Raw genomic sequence first — 18,397 nt, forward strand, 5'->3', positions numbered from 1 at the left:
GACAAACAAAAAGGGAGCCCGAAGGCTCCCGAAAGAAGACGCCAACAACTGCACCTTTGCCGTGAAAGGGGGACTAAGCCCAGGTCACGCCGTCACGCTGCACTGAAGGTCTTGTGCGGGTCGATGACGAATTTCTTCGGCACGCCGGCATCGAATTCACCGTAGCCACGCGGCGCATCATCCAGGCTGATGACCTGCACACCGACCACTTCGGCGATGTTGATGCGGTTCCACATGATCGCCTGCATCAGCGCGCGGTTGTATTTCATCACCGGCGTCTGGCCGGTGTGGAAGCTGTGCGACTTGGCCCAGCCGAGGCCGAAGCGAATGCTCAAGGAGCCGATCTTCGCCGCCGCATCCACCGCGCCCGGATCTTCGGTCACGTACAGGCCGGGAATACCGATCTTGCCGGCTACGCGCACGACCCCCATCAGCGAGTTGAGCACCGTTGCCGGCGCCTCCTGCTGGGCACCGGCATGGCCGTGACCACGGGCTTCGAAGCCCACGGCGTCGACCGCGCAATCCACTTCCGGCTCACCCAGCAGATCAGCGATCTGCTCGTGCAACGGGGTGTCCTTGGACAAGTCGGCGATTTCGAACCCTTGAGCCTTGGCGTGAGCCAGGCGCGTTGGGTTGACGTCACCGACGATCACCACCGCAGCACCGAGCAGGCGCGCCGAGGCGGCAGCGGCCAGACCGACTGGACCCGCGCCAGCGATATACACCGTACTGCCAGGACCAACGCCTGCGGTGACCGCGCCGTGGTAGCCTGTGGGCAGGATGTCGGACAGGCAGGTCAGGTCGCGGATTTTCTCCATGGCCTTGTCGCGATCCGGCAGCTTGAGCAGGTTGAAGTCAGCGTAAGGCACCAGCACGTACTCGGCCTGGCCGCCGGTCCAGTCGCCCATGTCGACGTAGCCGTAGGCACCGCCGGCACGCGCCGGGTTGACCGTCAGGCACACGCCAGTGTGCTGTTCCTTGCAGGAGCGGCAGCGACCGCAGGCGACGTTGAAGGGGACCGACACCAGATCGCCGATCTGCAAACGTTCGACGTCGCGGCCCTTCTCGATCACCTCGCCGGTGATCTCGTGGCCCAGCACCAGGCCGACCTGCGCGGTGGTACGGCCACGCACCATGTGCTGGTCGGAGCCGCAGATATTGGTGGAAACGACTTTCAGGATGACCCCGTGCTCGATCTTCTTGCCGCGCGGGTCCTGCATTTTCGGGTAGTCGATCTTCTGTACTTCGACCTTGCCCGTACCGAGATAAACCACACCACGATTACCAGACATGCGTAACTCTCCTTTCTTGTTGTGGACACAAGACGCGACCGACTGGCCGCGCGGCCTTGCACTGGAGCTTGTTGCGTCTGTTGCCGGAAGCCGCCGGTAAAGCCTGGCAGGGCGATTTCCGTAGGGTGGGCCGAGCGGCGATCCGCTTTGGCCCACCAAGTTCTTCGTTGTGACTGGTGGGCTAAAGCCCACCCTACAAATGGCACCGTTACCGTAGGGTGGGCTTTAGCCCACCAATATTCGGTTCAGCAGTGCATTCAGGCGTTAAGCACCACCGTACGGTTGGCATTGAGGAACACGCGACGCTCGATGTGATAACCGACCGCGCGGGCCAGGGTCAGGCATTCGATGTCGCGGCCCTTGGCGATCAGGTCTTCGGGGTAGTGGGCGTGATCCACCGCCTCCACGCCCTGGGCGATGATCGGCCCCTCGTCGAGGTCGTTGTTGATGTAGTGCGCCGTGGCGCCAACCAGCTTGACGCCCTTCTGGTAGGCCTGGTGATAGGGTTTGGCGCCCTTGAAACCCGGCAGCAGCGAGTGGTGGATATTGATCGCCCAGCCGTCCAGCCGGCGGCAGAGCTCCGGCGACAGCACCTGCATGTAGCGGGCGAGCACCACCAGCTCCGCGCCGGTGTCCTCGATCACCTGCAGCACCTTGCGCTCCTGCGCCGGTTTGTCGGCCGGGTCGAGCGGAAAATGGTGGTAGGGAATGCCGTGCCAGCGCGCCAGCGGCTCCAGATCCGGGTGGTTGGACACCACCGCCACCACGTCCATGGCCAGTTGGCCGATACGCTGGCGATACAGCAGATCGTTCAGACAATGGTCAGCCTTGGACACCATCAGCACCACCTTGGCGCGGTAGCCCGGCGGGGTCAGCTCGACCTGCATGTCGAAGGGCGCCAGACGCTCGGCCACGCCGGCGCGGAAGGCGGCCTCGTCGAAGTCCTGCGGTTGGCGGAACTCGACGCGGATGAAGAAGCGCGAGGACAACCGATCATCGAAACTGTGGTGCTCGGTGACGTAGCAGCGCTGCTCGAAGAGAAAGCGGGTTACCGCATCCACGGTGCCGAGCACGCTCGGACAATGGGCGGTGAGAATCCAGGTGTCGGGGGTGCGGCTCATAACAAACTCCGATGATTTTCACCCCTCTCCCGCTTGCGGGAGAGGGGCCGGGGGAGAGGGCCGCCGGTACAACGCGATCCGCCCTTCCCCTCTCCCCAGAGGGGAGAGGAAGCCGTTCGATATCAGGCCTCGACCGCCAACCCATACTCGGCGCTGGCATCCTGCAGCCACAGCCAGAAGTAGTCGGAGAAGCTGCGGCGAATCACCAGCTCCCAGGTCTCTTCGCCGGTGTGGCGAATCACCAGCTGCGACTTGGCGAACACGGTGCCTACCGCCTTGCCGACCGGGAAGTTGCTCGGGTGCACGTCATAGCTGCTGGACTTCATCAGCAGCTCGCGCACCTTCGGCCCGGACAGCTCCAGCAGGGTCTGCCCGCCACTGACGTTGACCACCGAAAAGTGCTGACCATCCAGCGCCGTGCGCAGCTTGCGCTCGACCTCGAACTCGCTGCCGCCAGGCACGATGAGCAGCCATTCGTCCGGGCCCAGCCACTGCAGCGAGGTGTCGCCGTCGGCAACCAGCGTCAGCGCCACCGGCAGCTCCAGGCCCAGGGCCTTGTGCACACCGCCGGAGAAGCCAGCGTCCTTGGCATCCCCACGAATGACCAGGTGCCCGCGCAGTTTCTTCTCGCGCAGGGTGATGCCGGCGTTCTTGCGGCCCTTGCCAACCAGCTCATGCAGGCCGGCGTGATGCAGCGGCGACTGCCCGGCGATGTCGGCGGGACGTTGTTGGTAGACGTTGACGTTAGACATTCTGGCGATCCCCTTTCGGGTCATAGAACACGGAGCTGCAGATTTCGGCTTCGATCAGGCTGCCATCGGCCAGCGGCGCGAACACACGCTCGCCCATGCGCTTGAGGCCGCCCTTGACCACCGCCATGGCGAAGCTGTAACCCATCGCCGCGCTCATGTAGCTGGAGGTGACGTGACCGACCATCTGCATCGGGATGGACTGTTTCGGGTCGAACACCAGTTGCGCGCCTTCCGGCAGCACCTGGTTCGGGTTGACCGGTTTCAACCCCACAAGCTGTTTGCGGTCTTCGCGCAGGCAGTCGTCGCGGTTCATGCCGCGCTTGCCAATCCAGGAGAACGGCTTGGTGCGACCAACGCACCAGCCCATGTTGAGATCGTCCGGGGTCACCGAGGCATCGGTGTCCTGGCCAACGATGATGAAGCCCTTCTCGGCCCGCAGCACGTGCATGGTCTCGGTGCCGTAAGGTGTCAGGTCGAACTCCTTGCCGGCTTCGATGATCTGTTCCCACACGCCCAGGGCGTAGTCGGCCTGCACGTTCACTTCGTAGCTCAGCTCGCCGGTGAAGGAGATGCGGAACACCCGCGCCGGCACGCCGCCGACCAGGCCTTCCTTCCAGCTCATGAAGGGGAAGGCGTCCTTGTCCAGGTCGATGTCGGTGACCTTGGCCAGCAGCTTGCGGCTGTTGGGGCCGGACAGGGTCATGGTCGCCCAGTGGTCGGTGACCGAGGTGAAGTACACCTTCAGCTCCGGCCATTCGGTCTGGTGGTAGATCTCCAGCCACTCCATCACGCGGGCAGCGCCGCCAGTGGTGGTGGTCATGACGAAATGGTTGTCGGCCAGACAGGCGGTGACGCCGTCGTCGAAGACCATGCCGTCTTCCTTGCACATCAGGCCGTAGCGCGCCTTGCCCACGTCCAGCTTGGTCCAGGCGTTGGTGTAGACGCGGTTGAGGAACTCGCGGGCATCCGGGCCCTGGATGTCGATCTTGCCCAGGGTCGAGGCATCGAGAATACCCACGCTGTTGCGCACGGCCAGGCACTCACGGGCCACGGCGGCATGCAGGTCCTCGCCATTTTTCGGGAAGTACCAGGGGCGCTTCCACTGGCCAACGTCCTCGAACTCGGCGCCGTTCTTCAGGTGCCAGGCCTGCATCGCGGTGTAGCGCTTGGCATCGAACAGCTCACCACAGTGGCGACCGGCCACGGCGCCGAAAGTCACCGGCGTGTAGTTCGGACGGAACATGGTGGTGCCCATCTGCACGATGCTGATGCCCATCGAACGCGCGGCGATAGCCAGGCCGTTGATGTTGCCCAGCTTGCCCTGGTCGGTGCCGAAACCCAGTGCGGTGTAGCGTTTGACGTGCTCGACCGACTCGAAACCTTCGCGGGTGGCCAGCTCGATGCCGGCGGCGGTGACGTCGTTCTGCAGGTCGACGAACTGCTTGGGCGCCCGTGCCGTGGGTTTGTCGTGCGGCACCTGGAACAGCGCCAGCATCGGCTCTTCCTGACGTGCCTCGGCCTGCGGCAGGCTGCCACTGACGGCCTTGTAGCCAGCTTCGGCAGCCGCCTTGGCGCCGGCCTCGAAACCGTTGGCGAGCACGTCGCCGAGGGCGAACACGCCGTTCACCGCGCCGGCATCGATGCGCTGCTGGATACCGTTGCCCGGCCCCGGCACGAAACCGAGGATGTCTTCACGCCACTCCGGGCGACCGCCCAGGTGAGAGGCCAGGTGCACCACCGGGCTGTAGCCGCCGGAGCTGACGATCAGGTCGCAGTCCAGCACTTCACCGGGGCTGGTGACTTTGTGGGCCTTGACGTCGATGGCGCAGATACGCGCGCCGGTGACGCGCTTGCTACCGCGCGCCTCGACCACCGCGCTGCCGGTGAGGATGCGCACGCCACGTGCACGTGCTTCCTCGACCCAGGCGCCACGCGGATTGCTGCGTGCATCGGCCACCGCCACCACCTTGCGACCGGCATCGAGCCAGTCGAGCAGCACGCGGTAGGCATAATCGTTGTTGGTCGACAGCACCAGTTCCTGCCCCGGTGCCACGCCATAACGGCGGACGTAGGTCGACACGGCGCCAGCCAGCATGTTGCCGGGCACATCGTTGTTGGCGTACACCAGCGGCCGCTCATGGGCACCGCTGGCCAATACCACGCGCTTGGCGCGGACGCGGTGCATACGCTGGCGAGCCTGCCCCATCGGAGCGACTTCACCGAGGTGATCGGTCAGGCGCTGATGGATGGTGAGAAAGTTGTGGTCGTGGTAACCGTTGACCGTGGCGCGTGGCAGCAGGGTGACTTCCGGCAGCGTCTTCAGCTCGGCGATGGCCTGCGCCACCCAGTCGGCGGCTGGCTTGCCGTCGAGGGTCTCACGGGTGTCGAGCAGACTGCCGCCGAACTCTTCCTGTTCATCGGCGAGGATTACCCGCGCACCGCTACGGCCGGCAGCCAGCGCGGCGGCGAGACCGGCAGGGCCGGCGCCGACGATCAGCACATCGCAGTGCTGGTTCATCTGGTCATAGATATCCGGGTCGACCTCGGTGGGCGAACGGCCCAAGCCTGCGGCCTTGCGGATGTACTTCTCGTAGGTCATCCACAGGTTCTGCGGATACATGAAGGTCTTGTAGTAGAAACCGGGCGGCATCATGCCGCCGCCGACCTTGCCGAGAATGCCCATCAGGTCGGTGTTGACGCTCGGCCAGCCGTTGGTGCTGCTGGCCACCAGGCCGCTGTACAGCGCCTGCTGGGTGGCGCGCACGTTGGGAATCTGCGCCGCCTCGCTGGAGCCGATCTGCAACACGGCGTTGGGCTCTTCGGCGCCAGCCGCGACGATGCCACGTGGACGCGAATACTTGAAGCTGCGGCCGACGATGTCGACGCCGTTGGCCAGCAGCGCGGCGGCCAGGCTGTCGCCGGCGAAGCCCTGATAGGTCTGGCCATTGAAGGTGAAGCTCAGCGCCTGGCTGCGGTCGATACGACCACCCTTGGCAAGACGATTGACCTGGCTCATGCCGTTACTCCTTCTGCCACGGCTTGCTTGTCGGTGGCCGCGGCCGCGGTGACCGAAGGCTTCTCACCGACCTTGTAGGTCTCGAGGATCTCGTAGGTCACGGTGTGGCGGGTGACGTTGAAATACTTGCGGCAACCGGCCGCGTGCACCCACAGCTCATGGTGAATGCCGCGCGGGTTGTCGCGGAAGAACATGTACTCGCCCCACTCCGCATCACTGCAGGCATCGGGATCGAGCGGGCGCGCGATGTGCGCCTGGCCCTTGGCGTGGAATTCCTCTTCGGAGCGCAGTTCGCCACAGTAGGGGCAGAAGATGTGCAGCATGTTGGCCTCCTGAAACACTCCCCGTTCGCAGATGCCAACGGGGTTTATCTTGTCTCCCCTCTCCCACTTGTGGGAGAGGGGTCGGGGGAGAGGGCTACGGCGCTGGCCGAACTACCCTCTCCCGCCCTTCGGGCACCCTCTCCCGCAAGCGGGAGAGGGTCATCAGCTTTGCGCTACGCGCGCTTTTAGTGAGCCACGGCAGCGGCGCCGTGCTCGTCGATCAGTGCGCCGGTGTGGAAACGGTCAATGGAGAACGGCTTGGCCAGCGGGTGCATCTCACCCTTGGCCAGGCTGGCCGCGAAGACGTGGCCCGAACCCGGCGTGGCCTTGAAGCCACCGGTGCCCCAACCGCAGTTGAAGAACAGGTTGTCCACCGGAGTCTTGGAGATGATCGGGCAGGCGTCCGGGCTGGTATCGACGATGCCGCCCCACTGGCGGTTCATGCGCACCCGCGAGAGCACCGGGAACATCTCGACGATGGCCTGCAGGGTGTGCTCGATGGTGCCGTAGGAGCCGCGCTGGCCGTAGCCGTTGTAGCCGTCGATGCCGGCACCGATGACCAGGTCGCCCTTATCCGACTGGCTGATGTAGCCATGCACGGCGTTGGACATGATCACGCTGTCGATGATCGGTTTGATCGGCTCGGACACCAGCGCCTGCAGCGGGTGCGATTCCAGTGGCAGGCGGAAGCCGGCGAGCCCCGCCATGTGCCCGGAATTACCGGCAGTGACCACGCCGACGCGCTTGGCGCCGATGAAACCCTTGTTGGTCTCCACGCCGATCACCGCACCGTTCTGCTTGCGGAAACCGATCACCTCGGTGTTCTGGATCAGATCGACGCCCAGGGCATCGGCGGCACGTGCGTAGCCCCAGGCCACGGCGTCGTGACGGGCAACGCCACCGCGACGCTGTACGGTGGAACCCATCACCGGGTAACGGGTGTTCTTGCTGCAGTCGAGGTAGGGAATCTCCGCCTCGACCTGCTTGGCATCGAGCAGTTCGCCATCAACGCCGTTGAGGCGGTTGGCGCTGACGCGGCGCTCGGCGTCGCGCATGTCCTGCAGGGTGTGGCAGAGGTTGTAGACGCCACGTTGGGAGAACATGACGTTGTAGTTGATGTCCTGCGACAGCCCTTCCCACAACTTCATCGCGTGTTCGTAGAGCTGCGCGGACTCGTCCCACAGGTAGTTGGAACGCACGATAGTGGTATTGCGCGCTGTGTTGCCGCCGCCGAGCCAGCCCTTCTCCACCACGGCGACGTTCTTCACGCCGAACTCCTTGGCCAGGTAATAGGCGGTGGCCAGGCCGTGGCCGCCACCGCCGACGATGATCACGTCGTACACCGGCTTGGGCGTCGGGTTACGCCACATGCGCTGCCAGTTCTCATGGTGGCTGAACGAGTGCTTGAACAGGCCGAAGCCGGAATAACGTTGCATGGGCATGCTCCAGGGTTCTACTCCCCTCTCAGCGTTACGCGAGAGGGGCCGAGAGAAAGGGTTGGCTTAGCGATACACCGGGTAGTCCGCGCACAGCCCGGCGACCAGCTTGGCCACCTGCGCCTCGACATCGGCATCGCCGAGGTGATCGAGGATGTCGCAGATCCAGCCGGCCAGCGCCTGGCACTGGGCGACCTTGAAGCCACGGGTGGTGACGGCCGGCGTACCGATGCGGATGCCCGAGGTCACGAACGGCGACTGCGGGTCGTTGGGTACGGCGTTCTTGTTCACGGTGATGCCGGCACGGCCGAGGGCGGCGTCAGCCTCCTTGCCGGTCAGCCCTTGCTTGATCAGGCTGAGCAGGAACAGGTGGTTGTCGGTGCCACCGGAGACCACCTCGTAGCCGCGCTCGATAAAGACCTTGGCCATGGCCTGGGCGTTATCGATCACCTGCTGCTGGTAGGCCTTGAACTCCGGCTCCATGGCTTCCTTGAAGCACACGGCCTTGGCGGCGATGACGTGCATCAGCGGCCCGCCCTGGGCACCGGGGAAGACGGCGGAATTGAGCTTCTTCTCGATCTCTTCGTTGGCCTTGGCCAGGATCAGGCCGCCACGCGGGCCACGCAGAGTCTTGTGGGTGGTGGTAGTGACCACATCGGCGAAGGGAATCGGGTTCGGATACAGCCCCGCCGCGACCAAACCGGCGACGTGGGCCATGTCGACGAACAGCAGCGCACCGACCTTGTCGGCGATGGCGCGAAAGCGCGGGAAATCCAGGGTCTTGGAGTAGGCGGAGAAGCCGGCGACGATGATCTTCGGCTTGTGCTCGACGGCCAGGCGCTCGACTTCGTCGTAATCGATCAGCCCGGTGGCGGTGTCCAGGCCGTACTGCACGGCGTTGTAGAGTTTGCCCGAGGACGACACCTTGGCGCCGTGAGTCAGGTGGCCGCCGTGGGCCAGGCTCATGCCGAGGATAGTGTCGCCGGCATTGAGCAACGCCAGGTACACGGCGCTGTTGGCCGACGAGCCGGAGTGCGGCTGAACGTTGGCGTAATCGGCGCCGAACAGGGCCTTGGCGCGGTCGATGGCGAGTTGCTCGACCTTGTCGACGTACTCGCAGCCACCGTAATAACGCTTGCCCGGATAACCTTCGGCGTACTTGTTGGTCAGGCCGCTGCCCTGCGCTTCCATCACCCGCTGGCTGCAGTAGTTCTCCGAGGCGATCAGCTCGATGTGCTCTTCCTGACGGCGTTCTTCCTGATCGATCGCCGCGAGCAACTCGTCGTCGTAACCCTGAATCTGATCCTGCTTGCTGAACATCTCGACTCTCCTGCAGCGCCTGTGGGCGGCGGTCTTGGACGGGCGGGCCGGCAAGGCCCTGTGCAGCGATGGTAGGGCCGCCCCTGCCCACTCAAATGCCTGCCAACGCCGTGAGAGCATTCGTTTGCGACATGGTCTTGTCGCAATCAGGCGCGTCGAGATCAGTTCGCGGTTTTGCGCACAAATAACGGGGATCAAGCTGTGGATAAACCGTGCACAGTGCTCCTCGCCCCAGCGCCTGCAGGCACTCCAGGGAAAAGATCATTTCCTGATCGATATCAAGCAGTTAATAACGCAGACCATGCACAGAAGCCGTGGACTAGCCTGTGGAAAAGCTGTCAACAGATGGCCAGGGGCTTGGCCAGCCGTGGCCTCGGCAGCGCTGTTCGATATCCATACACCCACGCAGACGCCCTGGCTTATCCACCAGCGACATGAGCGAAAGGCGAGGATCGGTTGGGGATATGCACAGAAGATGTGGATGACACTGTGCATAGGCTGTTCGACATGGGCCAGCAGCCAGGGCTGCCGCGGCCTGCCGGGATGCGGCTAAAAATCGAACAGGGTCAAAGATATAGAGCAGGCTTGTGCACAAATACTGTGGGCGGCGCTGTGCATGGCCTGTGGAAACATGGCGCTGGGCCAGAGCCCATGGGGCTCCGGCGCCAGCGCCTGCTATTTGCTCAACGACACCTTAAGGCTTGAGCTTGCCAGCACAGCTGCTGGAGGCATTCACCAGACGCTGCTGCATGGCAGGGTCAGGCGGGGATTGGCGGCTGATTTCCTGCAACTCGGCTTCGCTGAATTCCTTGCTGACGTTGGTCGCAGCGCAGTCGCAATAAGCACGCAGTTGTGGCTCCTCGTAGCCTGCCGGTGCGCCAGCAATGCACTGCTGAACGAATTCGGTCTTGGCATTATCCGACCACTCGGCGGCGGAAACGGGCAGCGCCACGGCCAGCGGCAGGGCAAGGGCGAGCAGGTGACGATAAGTCATGGGAAACTCCTTCTCTTGATTGCGGAGAGCGGATCGACTGCCGCCCTCTGGTAAGTGTGAACGCCAGAGCAAGCTTCAAGTTCCATCTGCTAGCCGAACGAGTGGCCACGAACCGACTCGACAGTACGCTTCAGCGCAACAACTCGTCGCGGCGACGGACGCCTGACAGATAGCCGCAGGGTTAAAGTAGAGGCTTTCCCGGCAGACCCGCCGGCAGGTTTTTCAGAAGGAACGCGCCAATGCCCGACAATGCCCAGCAATTCGCCAGCGACAACTACTCCGGCATCTGTCCCGAAGCCTGGGCCGCCATGGCCGAGGCCAACCAGGGCCACCAGCGCGCCTATGGCGATGACGAATGGACGGCGCGCGCTGCCGATCACTTCCGCCGCCTGTTCGAGACCGACTGCGAGGTGTTCTTCGCCTTCAACGGCACCGCCGCCAACTCCCTGGCCCTGGCCTCGCTGTGCCAGAGTTACCACAGCGTGATCTGCTCGGAGACCGCCCACGTCGAAACCGACGAGTGCGGCGCGCCGGAGTTCTTCTCCAACGGCTCCAAGCTGCTGCTGGCCAATACCGATAATGGCAAGCTGACGCCGCAGGCGATCCGCGAGATCGCCCTCAAGCGTCAGGATATTCACTACCCGAAACCGCGTGTGGTCACCCTCACCCAGGCCACCGAAGTCGGCACTGTCTATCGCCCGGAAGAAGTCCGCGCCATCAGCCAGGTCTGCGAGGAGCTGGGCCTGCACCTGCACATGGATGGCGCGCGCTTCTCCAACGCCTGCGCCTTCCTAGGCTGCAGCCCGGCCGAGCTGACCTGGAAGGCCGGCGTCGATGTGCTGTGCTTCGGTGGCACCAAGAACGGCATGGCCGTCGGCGAGGCCATCATCTTCTTCAACAAGGCGCTGGCCGAAGACTTCGACTACCGCTGCAAGCAGGCCGGCCAGTTGGCCTCGAAGATGCGCTACCTGTCCGCACCCTGGGTCGGCATCCTGCAGGACGATGCCTGGCTGAAGTACGCCAACCACGCCAACCGCTGCGCGCAGCTGCTGGCCACCCTGGTCGAGGACGTACCCGGCGTCAGCCTGATGTTCCCGGTGGAAGCCAACGGCGTGTTCCTGCAACTGTCGGAGCCGGCCATCGCTGCCCTCACCGCACGCGGCTGGCGCTTCTACACCTTCATCGGCGCTGGTGGCGCGCGCTTCATGTGCAGCTGGGATACCGACGAAGCCCGTGTGCGTCAGTTGGCTGCGGATATCCGTGAAGTGATGAGCGCCTGAACGACGCCATGACGTACCTGTGGGAGGGGCTTTAGCCGCGACCGTAACCCGGATGCAATCCGGGCTAGGGCCCCGTAGGGTGCACTGCGCGCATCAACACTCCCAGAGTCAAAGAGGCGATCAATAGTCGATCGCCACATCTCCTTTCGGCACGCTGCAGCACGACAGGATGTAGCCCTCGGCCACATCCTCGTCGGTGATGCCGCCGTTGTGCTCCATCTCAACGTCCCCGGCGGTCTTCATCACCTTGCAGGTGCCGCAGATACCCATGCCACAGGCCTTGGGAATATGCAGGCCGAGCTTGGCCGCAGCGGCGTGCACGGTTTCGCCGGGCGCCACACGGATGCTCTTGCCGGTGCTGGTGAATTCCACCTGATTGAGTTCGGCAACCGGCACTTCCGGCGCATCTGCGGCTTCGGCAGCCAGCTCCTTGACCTCGGCGCGAATCTCCGGCGGCGTCGGGCCGAAGGCTTCTTCGTGATAGCGACTCATCTCGTAGCCAGACGCCTCGAGCAGGCGCTTGACCGCACTCATGTAGGGCGTCGGCCCGCAGCAGAAGATCTCGCGCTCGAGATAATCCGGGGCGATCAGCTCCAGCATCGTCTTGTTCAGGTAGCCGCGATAGCCGGCCCAGGCTTCGCCCAGCCCGTGTTTCTCGCAGATCACGTGCAGGCTGAAGTTGTTGATGCGCGCCGCCATGTGCTCCAGCTCACGCTGGTAGATGATGTCCTTCGGCGAGCGAGCGCTGTGCACGAAGACCATGTCGACATTGGCGTTGGTGTCGTAGAACCAGCGCGCCATCGACATCACCGGGGTGATACCGACGCCACCGGACAGATACAGCACTTTCTCGGAAGGGAAATCGATGGCATTGAACAGCCCGACCGGCCCATGCACTGGCACCTCGTCGCCTTCCTTGAGGTTGTCGTGCAGCCAGTTCGACACCTTGCCGCCCGGCACCCGCTTGATGGTAATGGAGAAGCTGTAAGGCACCGAAGGCGAGCTGGAGATGGTGTAGGAACGCATGATCGGCTGGCCGTCGATCTCCAGCTCCAGGGTGACGAACTGCCCCGGCTTGAAGAAGAACAGTACCGGCTGATCGGCCATGAAGCAGAAGGTGCGCACATCCCAGGTTTCCTGGATCACCTTGACGCAACGTACCAGATGGCGGCCGTTGGTCCAGGTTTGCGTCGTAACCGGATTGAGGAAGGCGTTGGCGGTCATGAACGGCTCTCCACGCGGCCGGATATCGGCCCATATGCGGCGAATTGTGCGAAAGGCCGCCGGCTGTCATTTATCTACCTGCGACATCCGCATGCTTATCGCGACCTGCCCGATAGCACGGGGCCTGGCGCGTCGGAAACAAATCTGGCCATGTCGCCCATGGATAAGGTTTCACCTTGTGCCGGCTCCACACTCCGCTCACCAAGCATGCACGCCCATTGCAGGCAGCAGCGATTGATCGAGACCTTGCGGCATATACCGTATCAGCCACTATTTCCGGCAGGCGCGAGGCGCCCGCCAATGAGGAGCCACCATGGACTGCACCCAAAATCTGAGCCTGGGCGACCCGCTGGAACCCGCGCGTAAGGCCACTGCGCAGATGCTGCATGATCGCGACCGTACATTCTCCCTGCCGCAGCCGTTCTACAGCGACGAGCGCCTGTTTCAGGTCGACATGCAGGAGATCTTCCACAAGGAATGGCTGATCGCCGGCATGACCTGCGAGATTCCGGCCAAAGGCAACTTCCTCACCCTGCAGATCGGCGACAACCCGATCCTGGTCATTCGCGGCGCTGAAGGCCAGATCCACGCCTTTCACAACGTCTGCCGCCATCGCGGCTCGCGCCTGTGCGTGAGCGACAAGGGCAAGGTGGCCAAGCTGGTCTGCCCCTACCACCAGTGGACCTACGAACTGGACGGCCGCCTGCTGTTCGCCGGCACTGAAATGGGCGCTGACTTCGACCTCAAGGACTACAGCCTGAAGCCGGTGCAGTGCAAAACCGCCGGCGGCTACATCTTCATCTCCCTGGCGGAAAACCCGCCGGCCATCGACGAGTTCCTCGCCACCCTGGCGCACTACATGGAACCGTACGACATGGAGAACACCAAGGTGGCCGTGCAGACCACCCTGATGGAAAAGGCCAACTGGAAGCTGGTGATCGAGAACAACCGCGAGTGCTACCACTGCAACGGTTCGCACCCGGAACTGCTCAACACCCTGCTGGAATGGGATGACGTCACCGATCCACGCGCCAGCCAGGCGTTCAAGGATCAGGTCGCCGAGTGCACCACCCGCTGGGACAAGGACAAGATCCCCTACGCTCACGCCAGCTTCGGCCTGCGCAACCGCATCGTGCGCATGCCCCTGCTCAAGGGCACCGTATCCATGACCATGGACGGCAAGCAGGGCTGCAAGAAACTCATGGGCCGCATAACCGACCCTGACCTGGGCTCCATGCGCATCCTGCACCTGCCGCACTCGTGGAACCACTGCATGGGCGACCACCTGATCGTCTTCACCGTGTGGCCGATCAGCGCGCAGCAAACCATGGTCACTACCAAGTGGCTGGTCCACAAGGACGCCGTCGAAGGCGTCGACTACGACGTCGCCCGCCTGCGCCAGGTATGGGACGCCACCAACGACCAGGACCGCCGCCTGGCCGAGGAAAATCAGCGCGGCATCAACTCCACCGCCTACCAGCCAGGCCCGTACTCGAAGACCTACGAGTTCGGCGTGATCAACTTCCTCGACTGGTACAGCGAGCGCCTGCTCAACAACCTCGGCGACACCCCAGCGCAATCGCTGCGCCAGGTGGCAGGCGAGTGATGACGCTGAGCCTGCTGGTGGTGATCGGGCTGGCAGCTTATGGGTTGCTGGCCTGTCGGCCGCAGCGTGACTGAAGCCGCTCCTACCGAGCTAACAGCATCCACAACAAAAAGCCCCGCCAGATCGTTCTGGCGGGGCTTTTCATTTACAGCCGAGGCTAGTCGCTAAGCGTCAGGCCTTGTTGGCTTTCTTGGCAGCGCGGGTGCGCTCGCCTTCGTCGAGGATCTTCTTACGCAGACGGATCGACTTCGGCGTCACTTCGCACAGCTCGTCATCCTGGATGAATTCCAGAGCCTGCTCCAGGGTGAAGCGAACCGGCGGCACCAGGGCGATGGTTTCGTCCTTGCCCGAAGCACGCATGTTGTCGAGCTTCTTGCCTTTGGTGGGGTTCACGCCCAGGTCGTTGTCGCGGCTGTTCAGGCCGACGATCTGACCGTTGTAGATTTCCTGGCCGTGCTCGACGAACAGCTTGCCGCGCGCCTGCAGGGTTTCCAGGGAGTAGGTCAGCGCCTTGCCGGTATCGATCGAGACCAGTACGCCGTTCTGACGGCCAGACATGCTGCCCGGCTTGACGGTGTCGTAACGATCGAAGATCGAGGTCAGGATGCCGGCGCCGTTGGTCAGGGTCAGGAACTGGTTACGGAAACCGATCAGGCCGCGAGCCGGGATGTTGTATTCCAGGCGCACGCGACCTTTGCCGTCCGGCGACATGTTGGTCAGGTCGCCCTTACGCAGGCCCATTTCTTCCATGACCTTGCCCTGGGACTCCTCAGGGATGTCGATGGTGACGTTCTCGAACGGCTCCTGCTTGACGCCGTTGACTTCGCGGATGATCACTTCCGGACGGCCAACGCCCATTTCGAAGCCTTCGCGACGCATGGTTTCGATCAGTACCGAGAGGTGCAGCTCACCACGGCCGGAGACCTTGAATTTGTCGGCGCTGTCGCCTTCTTCAACGCGCAGGGCCACGTTGTACAGCAGCTCCTTGTCCAGACGCTCCTTGATGTTGCGGCTGGTGACGAACTTGCCTTCTTTACCGCAGAACGGCGAGTCGTTGACCTGGAAGGTCATCGAGACGGTCGGCTCGTCAACGGTCAGCGGCTTCATCGCTTCGACGTGGTTGATGTCGCACAGGGTGTCGGAGATGAACAGCTGATCCATACCGCTGACGCAGACGATGTCACCAGCGGTGGCTTCTTCGACGTCTACGCGGTGCAGGCCGTGGTGGCCCATCAGCTTGAGGACGCGGCCGTTACGCTTCTTGCCGTCGACATCGATGGCAATGACCGGGGTGTTCGGCTTGACCTTGCCACGGGCAATACGGCCAACGCCGATGATGCCGAGGAAGCTGTTGTAGTCCAGTGCGGAGATCTGCATCTGGAACGGGCCGTCTAGGTCGACGTTCGGGGCCGGTACGTGGTCGACAATGGCCTGGTACAGCGGGGTCAGGTCTTCGGCCATGTTCTCATGGTCGAGACCGGCGATGCCGTTCAGGGCGCTGGCGTAGACGACCTGGAAGTCCAGTTGCTCGTCGGTGGCGCCGAGGTTGTCGAACAGGTCGAAGATCTGATCCATGACCCAGTCAGGACGCGCGCCCGGACGGTCGATCTTGTTGATCACGACGATCGGTTTGAGGCCGGCTTCGAAGGCCTTCTTGGTCACGAAGCGGGTTTGCGGCATCGGGCCGTCCTGGGCGTCAACCACCAGCAGTACGGAGTCGACCATGGACATTACGCGCTCAACTTCGCCACCGAAGTCGGCGTGGCCGGGGGTGTCGACGATGTTGATGCGGTAGTCGTTCCACTTGATGGCGGTGTTCTTCGCCAGAATGGTGATGCCGCGCTCTTTTTCCTGGTCGTTGCTGTCCATCACGCGCTCGTCGTTGAGCTCGTTACGTTCCAGGGTGCCGGACTGACGCAGCAGGGCGTCGACGAGGGTGGTTTTGCCATGGTCGACGTGGGCGATGATGGCGATGTTGCGTAGATTTTCGATCACTGTGTGTATCTCGATCAGAGGATTCGGTGTGTCGCCCAGCCTGGACGACGAATATGAAGAAACTGGGATCAGCGAGCTGATCGGGGTACCTCTAAAAACGTAGGCGAGGCAGTCAGTGCAAGGCAGAAACAAGCGAAAAACGGTCGGAGTCGCGCTCGACTTTACGAGCTATGTGAGCATTTTGAGCTTGTTTTTAACGCAGCAATGACAACGCAGGTAGTTTTTAGAGGTGCCCCGGGTCGGGAGGGCGATGGCGGATACTGCCGCCATTCAACCCCGGCGTTCTATGCCGGACGATAAACGCGCACATTGGCATGTCCCTCGCTCAGCAGATGGTGGGCGTGCAGGCGGCTCATGACGCCCTTGTCGCAATACAGCAGGTACTGGCGGTTCTCATCCAGTTCCTTGAATTTGTTGTTCAACGCATAGAACGGTAGCGCCTGCACCTCGATGCCCGGCACGTCCAACGGCTCGTCTTCGGCAGCGTCAGGGTGACGGATGTCGATGACGATCTGGCCAGCCAGCGCTTCACCTACTTCCTCGACCTGCACGTCCTTGCCCAACTCGTCGATCACGCGGTCGATGGGCAGTTGGGTGGCGCGCTCCAGAGCGCGCTCGAGGATGGCCATGTCGAACTGGGCCTCCTCCCTCTCCACGCGATAGCCACGGGCCTTGGTGGTCGGGTTGACCGAGATCACGCCGCAGTACTCGGGCATGTTCTTGGCGAACTCGGCGGTACCGATCTGCGTGGCGGTGTCGATGATGTCCTGCTTGTGGCTGGCAATCAGCGGGCGCATGACCAGCATGTCGGTCGCCGAATCGATCACCGCCAGATTGGTCAGAGTCTGGCTCGACACCTGGCTGATCGCCTCGCCGGTGACCAACGCTTCGATCTGCAGTTTTTCGGCAACACGGGTGGCGGCGCGCAGCATCATGCGTTTGAGGATCACACCCATCTGGCTGTTGTCGACCTTACCGAGAATCTCGCCGACCACTTCCTCGAACGGCACGCTGACGAACAGCACGCGCTGCGAGCGGCCGAACTTCTGCCATATATAGTGCGCCACTTCCATCACGCCCAATTCGTGGGCACGACCACCGAGATTGAAGAAGCAGAAGTGGCTGACCAGGCCGCGACGCATCATCTGGTAAGCCGCCACGGTGGAGTCGAAGCCGCCGCTCATCAGCACCAGGGTCTGCTCCAGCGAGCCCAGCGGGTAACCGCCGAGGCCTTCATGACGGTTGTGCACCACGAACAGGCGCTGGTCGCGAATCTCCATGCGCACTTCGACGTCCGGCTTCTTCAGGTCGATGCCGGCAGCGCCGCACTCCAGACGCAGGCGCGAACCGACATGACGCTCGACGTCGATGGAGGAGAACCCGTGCTTGCCACCGCGCTTGCAGCGCACGGCGAAAATCTTGCCCGGCAGTTGCTCGGCGTAATGACGCTTGCAGTGTTCGGTGATGTCGTCCAGATCGCCCAGCGGGTATTCATTGATCTCGAGGAACAGACCGATACCCGGCGTGTTGCGCAGGCGTTCAGTCATCTCGGCAAGCAGCTTGGGATCGTCCAGATCGGTTTCGACCTCGAGGTTGTCCCAGACACCGGTCACCCGCAGTTCGGGGTCAAGATCGCGCAGCACGGAGCGAATGTTCTTCCCCAACTGGCGGATGAACTGCTTGCGCACCGGGCGGCTCTTGATGGTGATTTCCGGGAAAACTTTGACGATGAGCTTCATGAATAGAGCGCCCGCTTGGGGGACGAAAAAACAGGGGCGCGGATTATAGCGGAAATTGTTCAAGCTTTGACCAAAAATACTGCACCACCCATATGACGCACCAAAATGGATCTTTTGCGAAATTAAAGGCCCTTAAATGGTGCAAATATTTCTGGTGAATTGCCGCGCAGACGCCGCAGCACCTGAGTTTCGTGGCTTCTGCCCAATAAAGGGCACTGGCATGCAATTTGCTCCCTTGTGAGGCAGGTCGCCCTGGAGGACTATCCCGCCGGGCTTCACCGCATCTTCAAGGCTTATCG

Annotated in this window: 13 protein-coding genes; 2 read left to right on the forward strand and 11 right to left on the reverse strand. The window is 62.9% G+C overall.

Going from position 1 to position 18,397, the window contains the following annotated elements; all coding sequences use genetic code 11:
- Nucleotides 1-92: 92 nt before the first annotated feature.
- The 8 genes from fdhA to CDO35_RS17310 all read right to left on the reverse strand — a co-directional run bounded on the left by fdhA (nucleotide 93) and on the right by CDO35_RS17310 (nucleotide 10,254).
- On the reverse strand, nucleotides 93-1,292 hold the full coding sequence (gene fdhA / locus CDO35_RS17275) for a formaldehyde dehydrogenase, glutathione-independent (RefSeq protein ID WP_099525913.1): 1,200 nt from the start codon (nucleotides 1,290-1,292) through the stop codon (nucleotides 93-95).
- A gap of 257 nt (nucleotides 1,293-1,549) precedes the next feature.
- Nucleotides 1,550-2,413 carry a formyltetrahydrofolate deformylase gene (gene purU, locus CDO35_RS17280; RefSeq protein ID WP_099525914.1) on the reverse strand — a complete coding sequence of 288 codons (864 nt, stop codon included), beginning with the start codon at nucleotides 2,411-2,413 and terminating at the stop codon, nucleotides 1,550-1,552.
- A 122-nt stretch (nucleotides 2,414-2,535) separates the two neighbouring features.
- A complete protein-coding gene (locus CDO35_RS17285) occupies nucleotides 2,536-3,165 on the reverse strand; it encodes a sarcosine oxidase subunit gamma (RefSeq protein ID WP_099525915.1) in 630 nt (209 codons plus the stop codon).
- Entirely contained in the window at nucleotides 3,158-6,181 is a 3,024-nt protein-coding gene (locus tag CDO35_RS17290) for a sarcosine oxidase subunit alpha (protein WP_099525916.1), read from the reverse strand. Before CDO35_RS17290 ends, CDO35_RS17285 begins: the two co-directional genes overlap by 8 nt.
- Nucleotides 6,178-6,504 carry a sarcosine oxidase subunit delta gene (locus CDO35_RS17295; RefSeq protein WP_099525917.1) on the reverse strand — a complete coding sequence of 109 codons (327 nt, stop codon included), beginning with the start codon at nucleotides 6,502-6,504 and terminating at the stop codon, nucleotides 6,178-6,180. Before CDO35_RS17295 ends, CDO35_RS17290 begins: the two co-directional genes overlap by 4 nt.
- A 185-nt stretch (nucleotides 6,505-6,689) precedes the next feature.
- Nucleotides 6,690-7,940 carry a sarcosine oxidase subunit beta gene (locus tag CDO35_RS17300; protein ID WP_099525918.1) on the reverse strand — a complete coding sequence of 417 codons (1,251 nt, stop codon included), beginning with the start codon at nucleotides 7,938-7,940 and terminating at the stop codon, nucleotides 6,690-6,692.
- Between the two features lie 66 nt (nucleotides 7,941-8,006).
- Entirely contained in the window at nucleotides 8,007-9,260 is a 1,254-nt protein-coding gene (gene glyA / locus CDO35_RS17305) for a serine hydroxymethyltransferase (protein ID WP_017675820.1), read from the reverse strand.
- A 694-nt stretch (nucleotides 9,261-9,954) separates the two neighbouring features.
- The gene (locus CDO35_RS17310; protein WP_099525919.1) at nucleotides 9,955-10,254 is read right to left on the reverse strand and encodes a hypothetical protein; all 300 of its coding nucleotides are present in this window, start codon (nucleotides 10,252-10,254) and stop codon (nucleotides 9,955-9,957) included.
- 239 nt (nucleotides 10,255-10,493) lie between these two features.
- Between CDO35_RS17310 and CDO35_RS17315 the strand changes: the two genes are divergently transcribed.
- Nucleotides 10,494-11,534: a threonine aldolase family protein gene (locus CDO35_RS17315; protein ID WP_099525920.1), complete on the forward strand. Its 1,041-nt coding sequence runs from the start codon at nucleotides 10,494-10,496 to the stop codon at nucleotides 11,532-11,534.
- A 120-nt stretch (nucleotides 11,535-11,654) separates the two neighbouring features.
- On the opposite strand, the gene gbcB is transcribed toward CDO35_RS17315, so the two are convergent.
- On the reverse strand, nucleotides 11,655-12,758 hold the full coding sequence (gene gbcB, locus CDO35_RS17320; RefSeq protein WP_099525921.1) for a glycine-betaine demethylase subunit GbcB: 1,104 nt from the start codon (nucleotides 12,756-12,758) through the stop codon (nucleotides 11,655-11,657).
- Nucleotides 12,759-13,071: 313 nt separating this feature from the next.
- On the opposite strand from gbcB, the gene gbcA reads away from it, so the two are divergent.
- The gene (gene gbcA / locus CDO35_RS17330) at nucleotides 13,072-14,364 is read left to right on the forward strand and encodes a glycine-betaine demethylase subunit GbcA (RefSeq protein WP_099525922.1); all 1,293 of its coding nucleotides are present in this window, start codon (nucleotides 13,072-13,074) and stop codon (nucleotides 14,362-14,364) included.
- A gap of 171 nt (nucleotides 14,365-14,535) precedes the next feature.
- On the opposite strand, the gene typA is transcribed toward gbcA, so the two are convergent.
- Both typA and thiI read right to left on the reverse strand, forming a co-directional pair.
- Nucleotides 14,536-16,359 (reverse strand): translational GTPase TypA, encoded by a 1,824-nt coding sequence (gene typA / locus CDO35_RS17335; RefSeq protein ID WP_092378185.1) that lies wholly within the window; start codon nucleotides 16,357-16,359, stop codon nucleotides 14,536-14,538.
- 284 nt (nucleotides 16,360-16,643) lie between these two features.
- On the reverse strand, nucleotides 16,644-18,098 hold the full coding sequence (thiI, locus tag CDO35_RS17345) for a tRNA uracil 4-sulfurtransferase ThiI (protein ID WP_099525923.1): 1,455 nt from the start codon (nucleotides 18,096-18,098) through the stop codon (nucleotides 16,644-16,646).
- Nucleotides 18,099-18,397: the final 299 nt, after the last annotated feature.

The organism is Pseudomonas sediminis, from assembly GCF_002741105.1.
Taxonomy (GTDB): domain Bacteria; phylum Pseudomonadota; class Gammaproteobacteria; order Pseudomonadales; family Pseudomonadaceae; genus Aquipseudomonas; species Aquipseudomonas sediminis.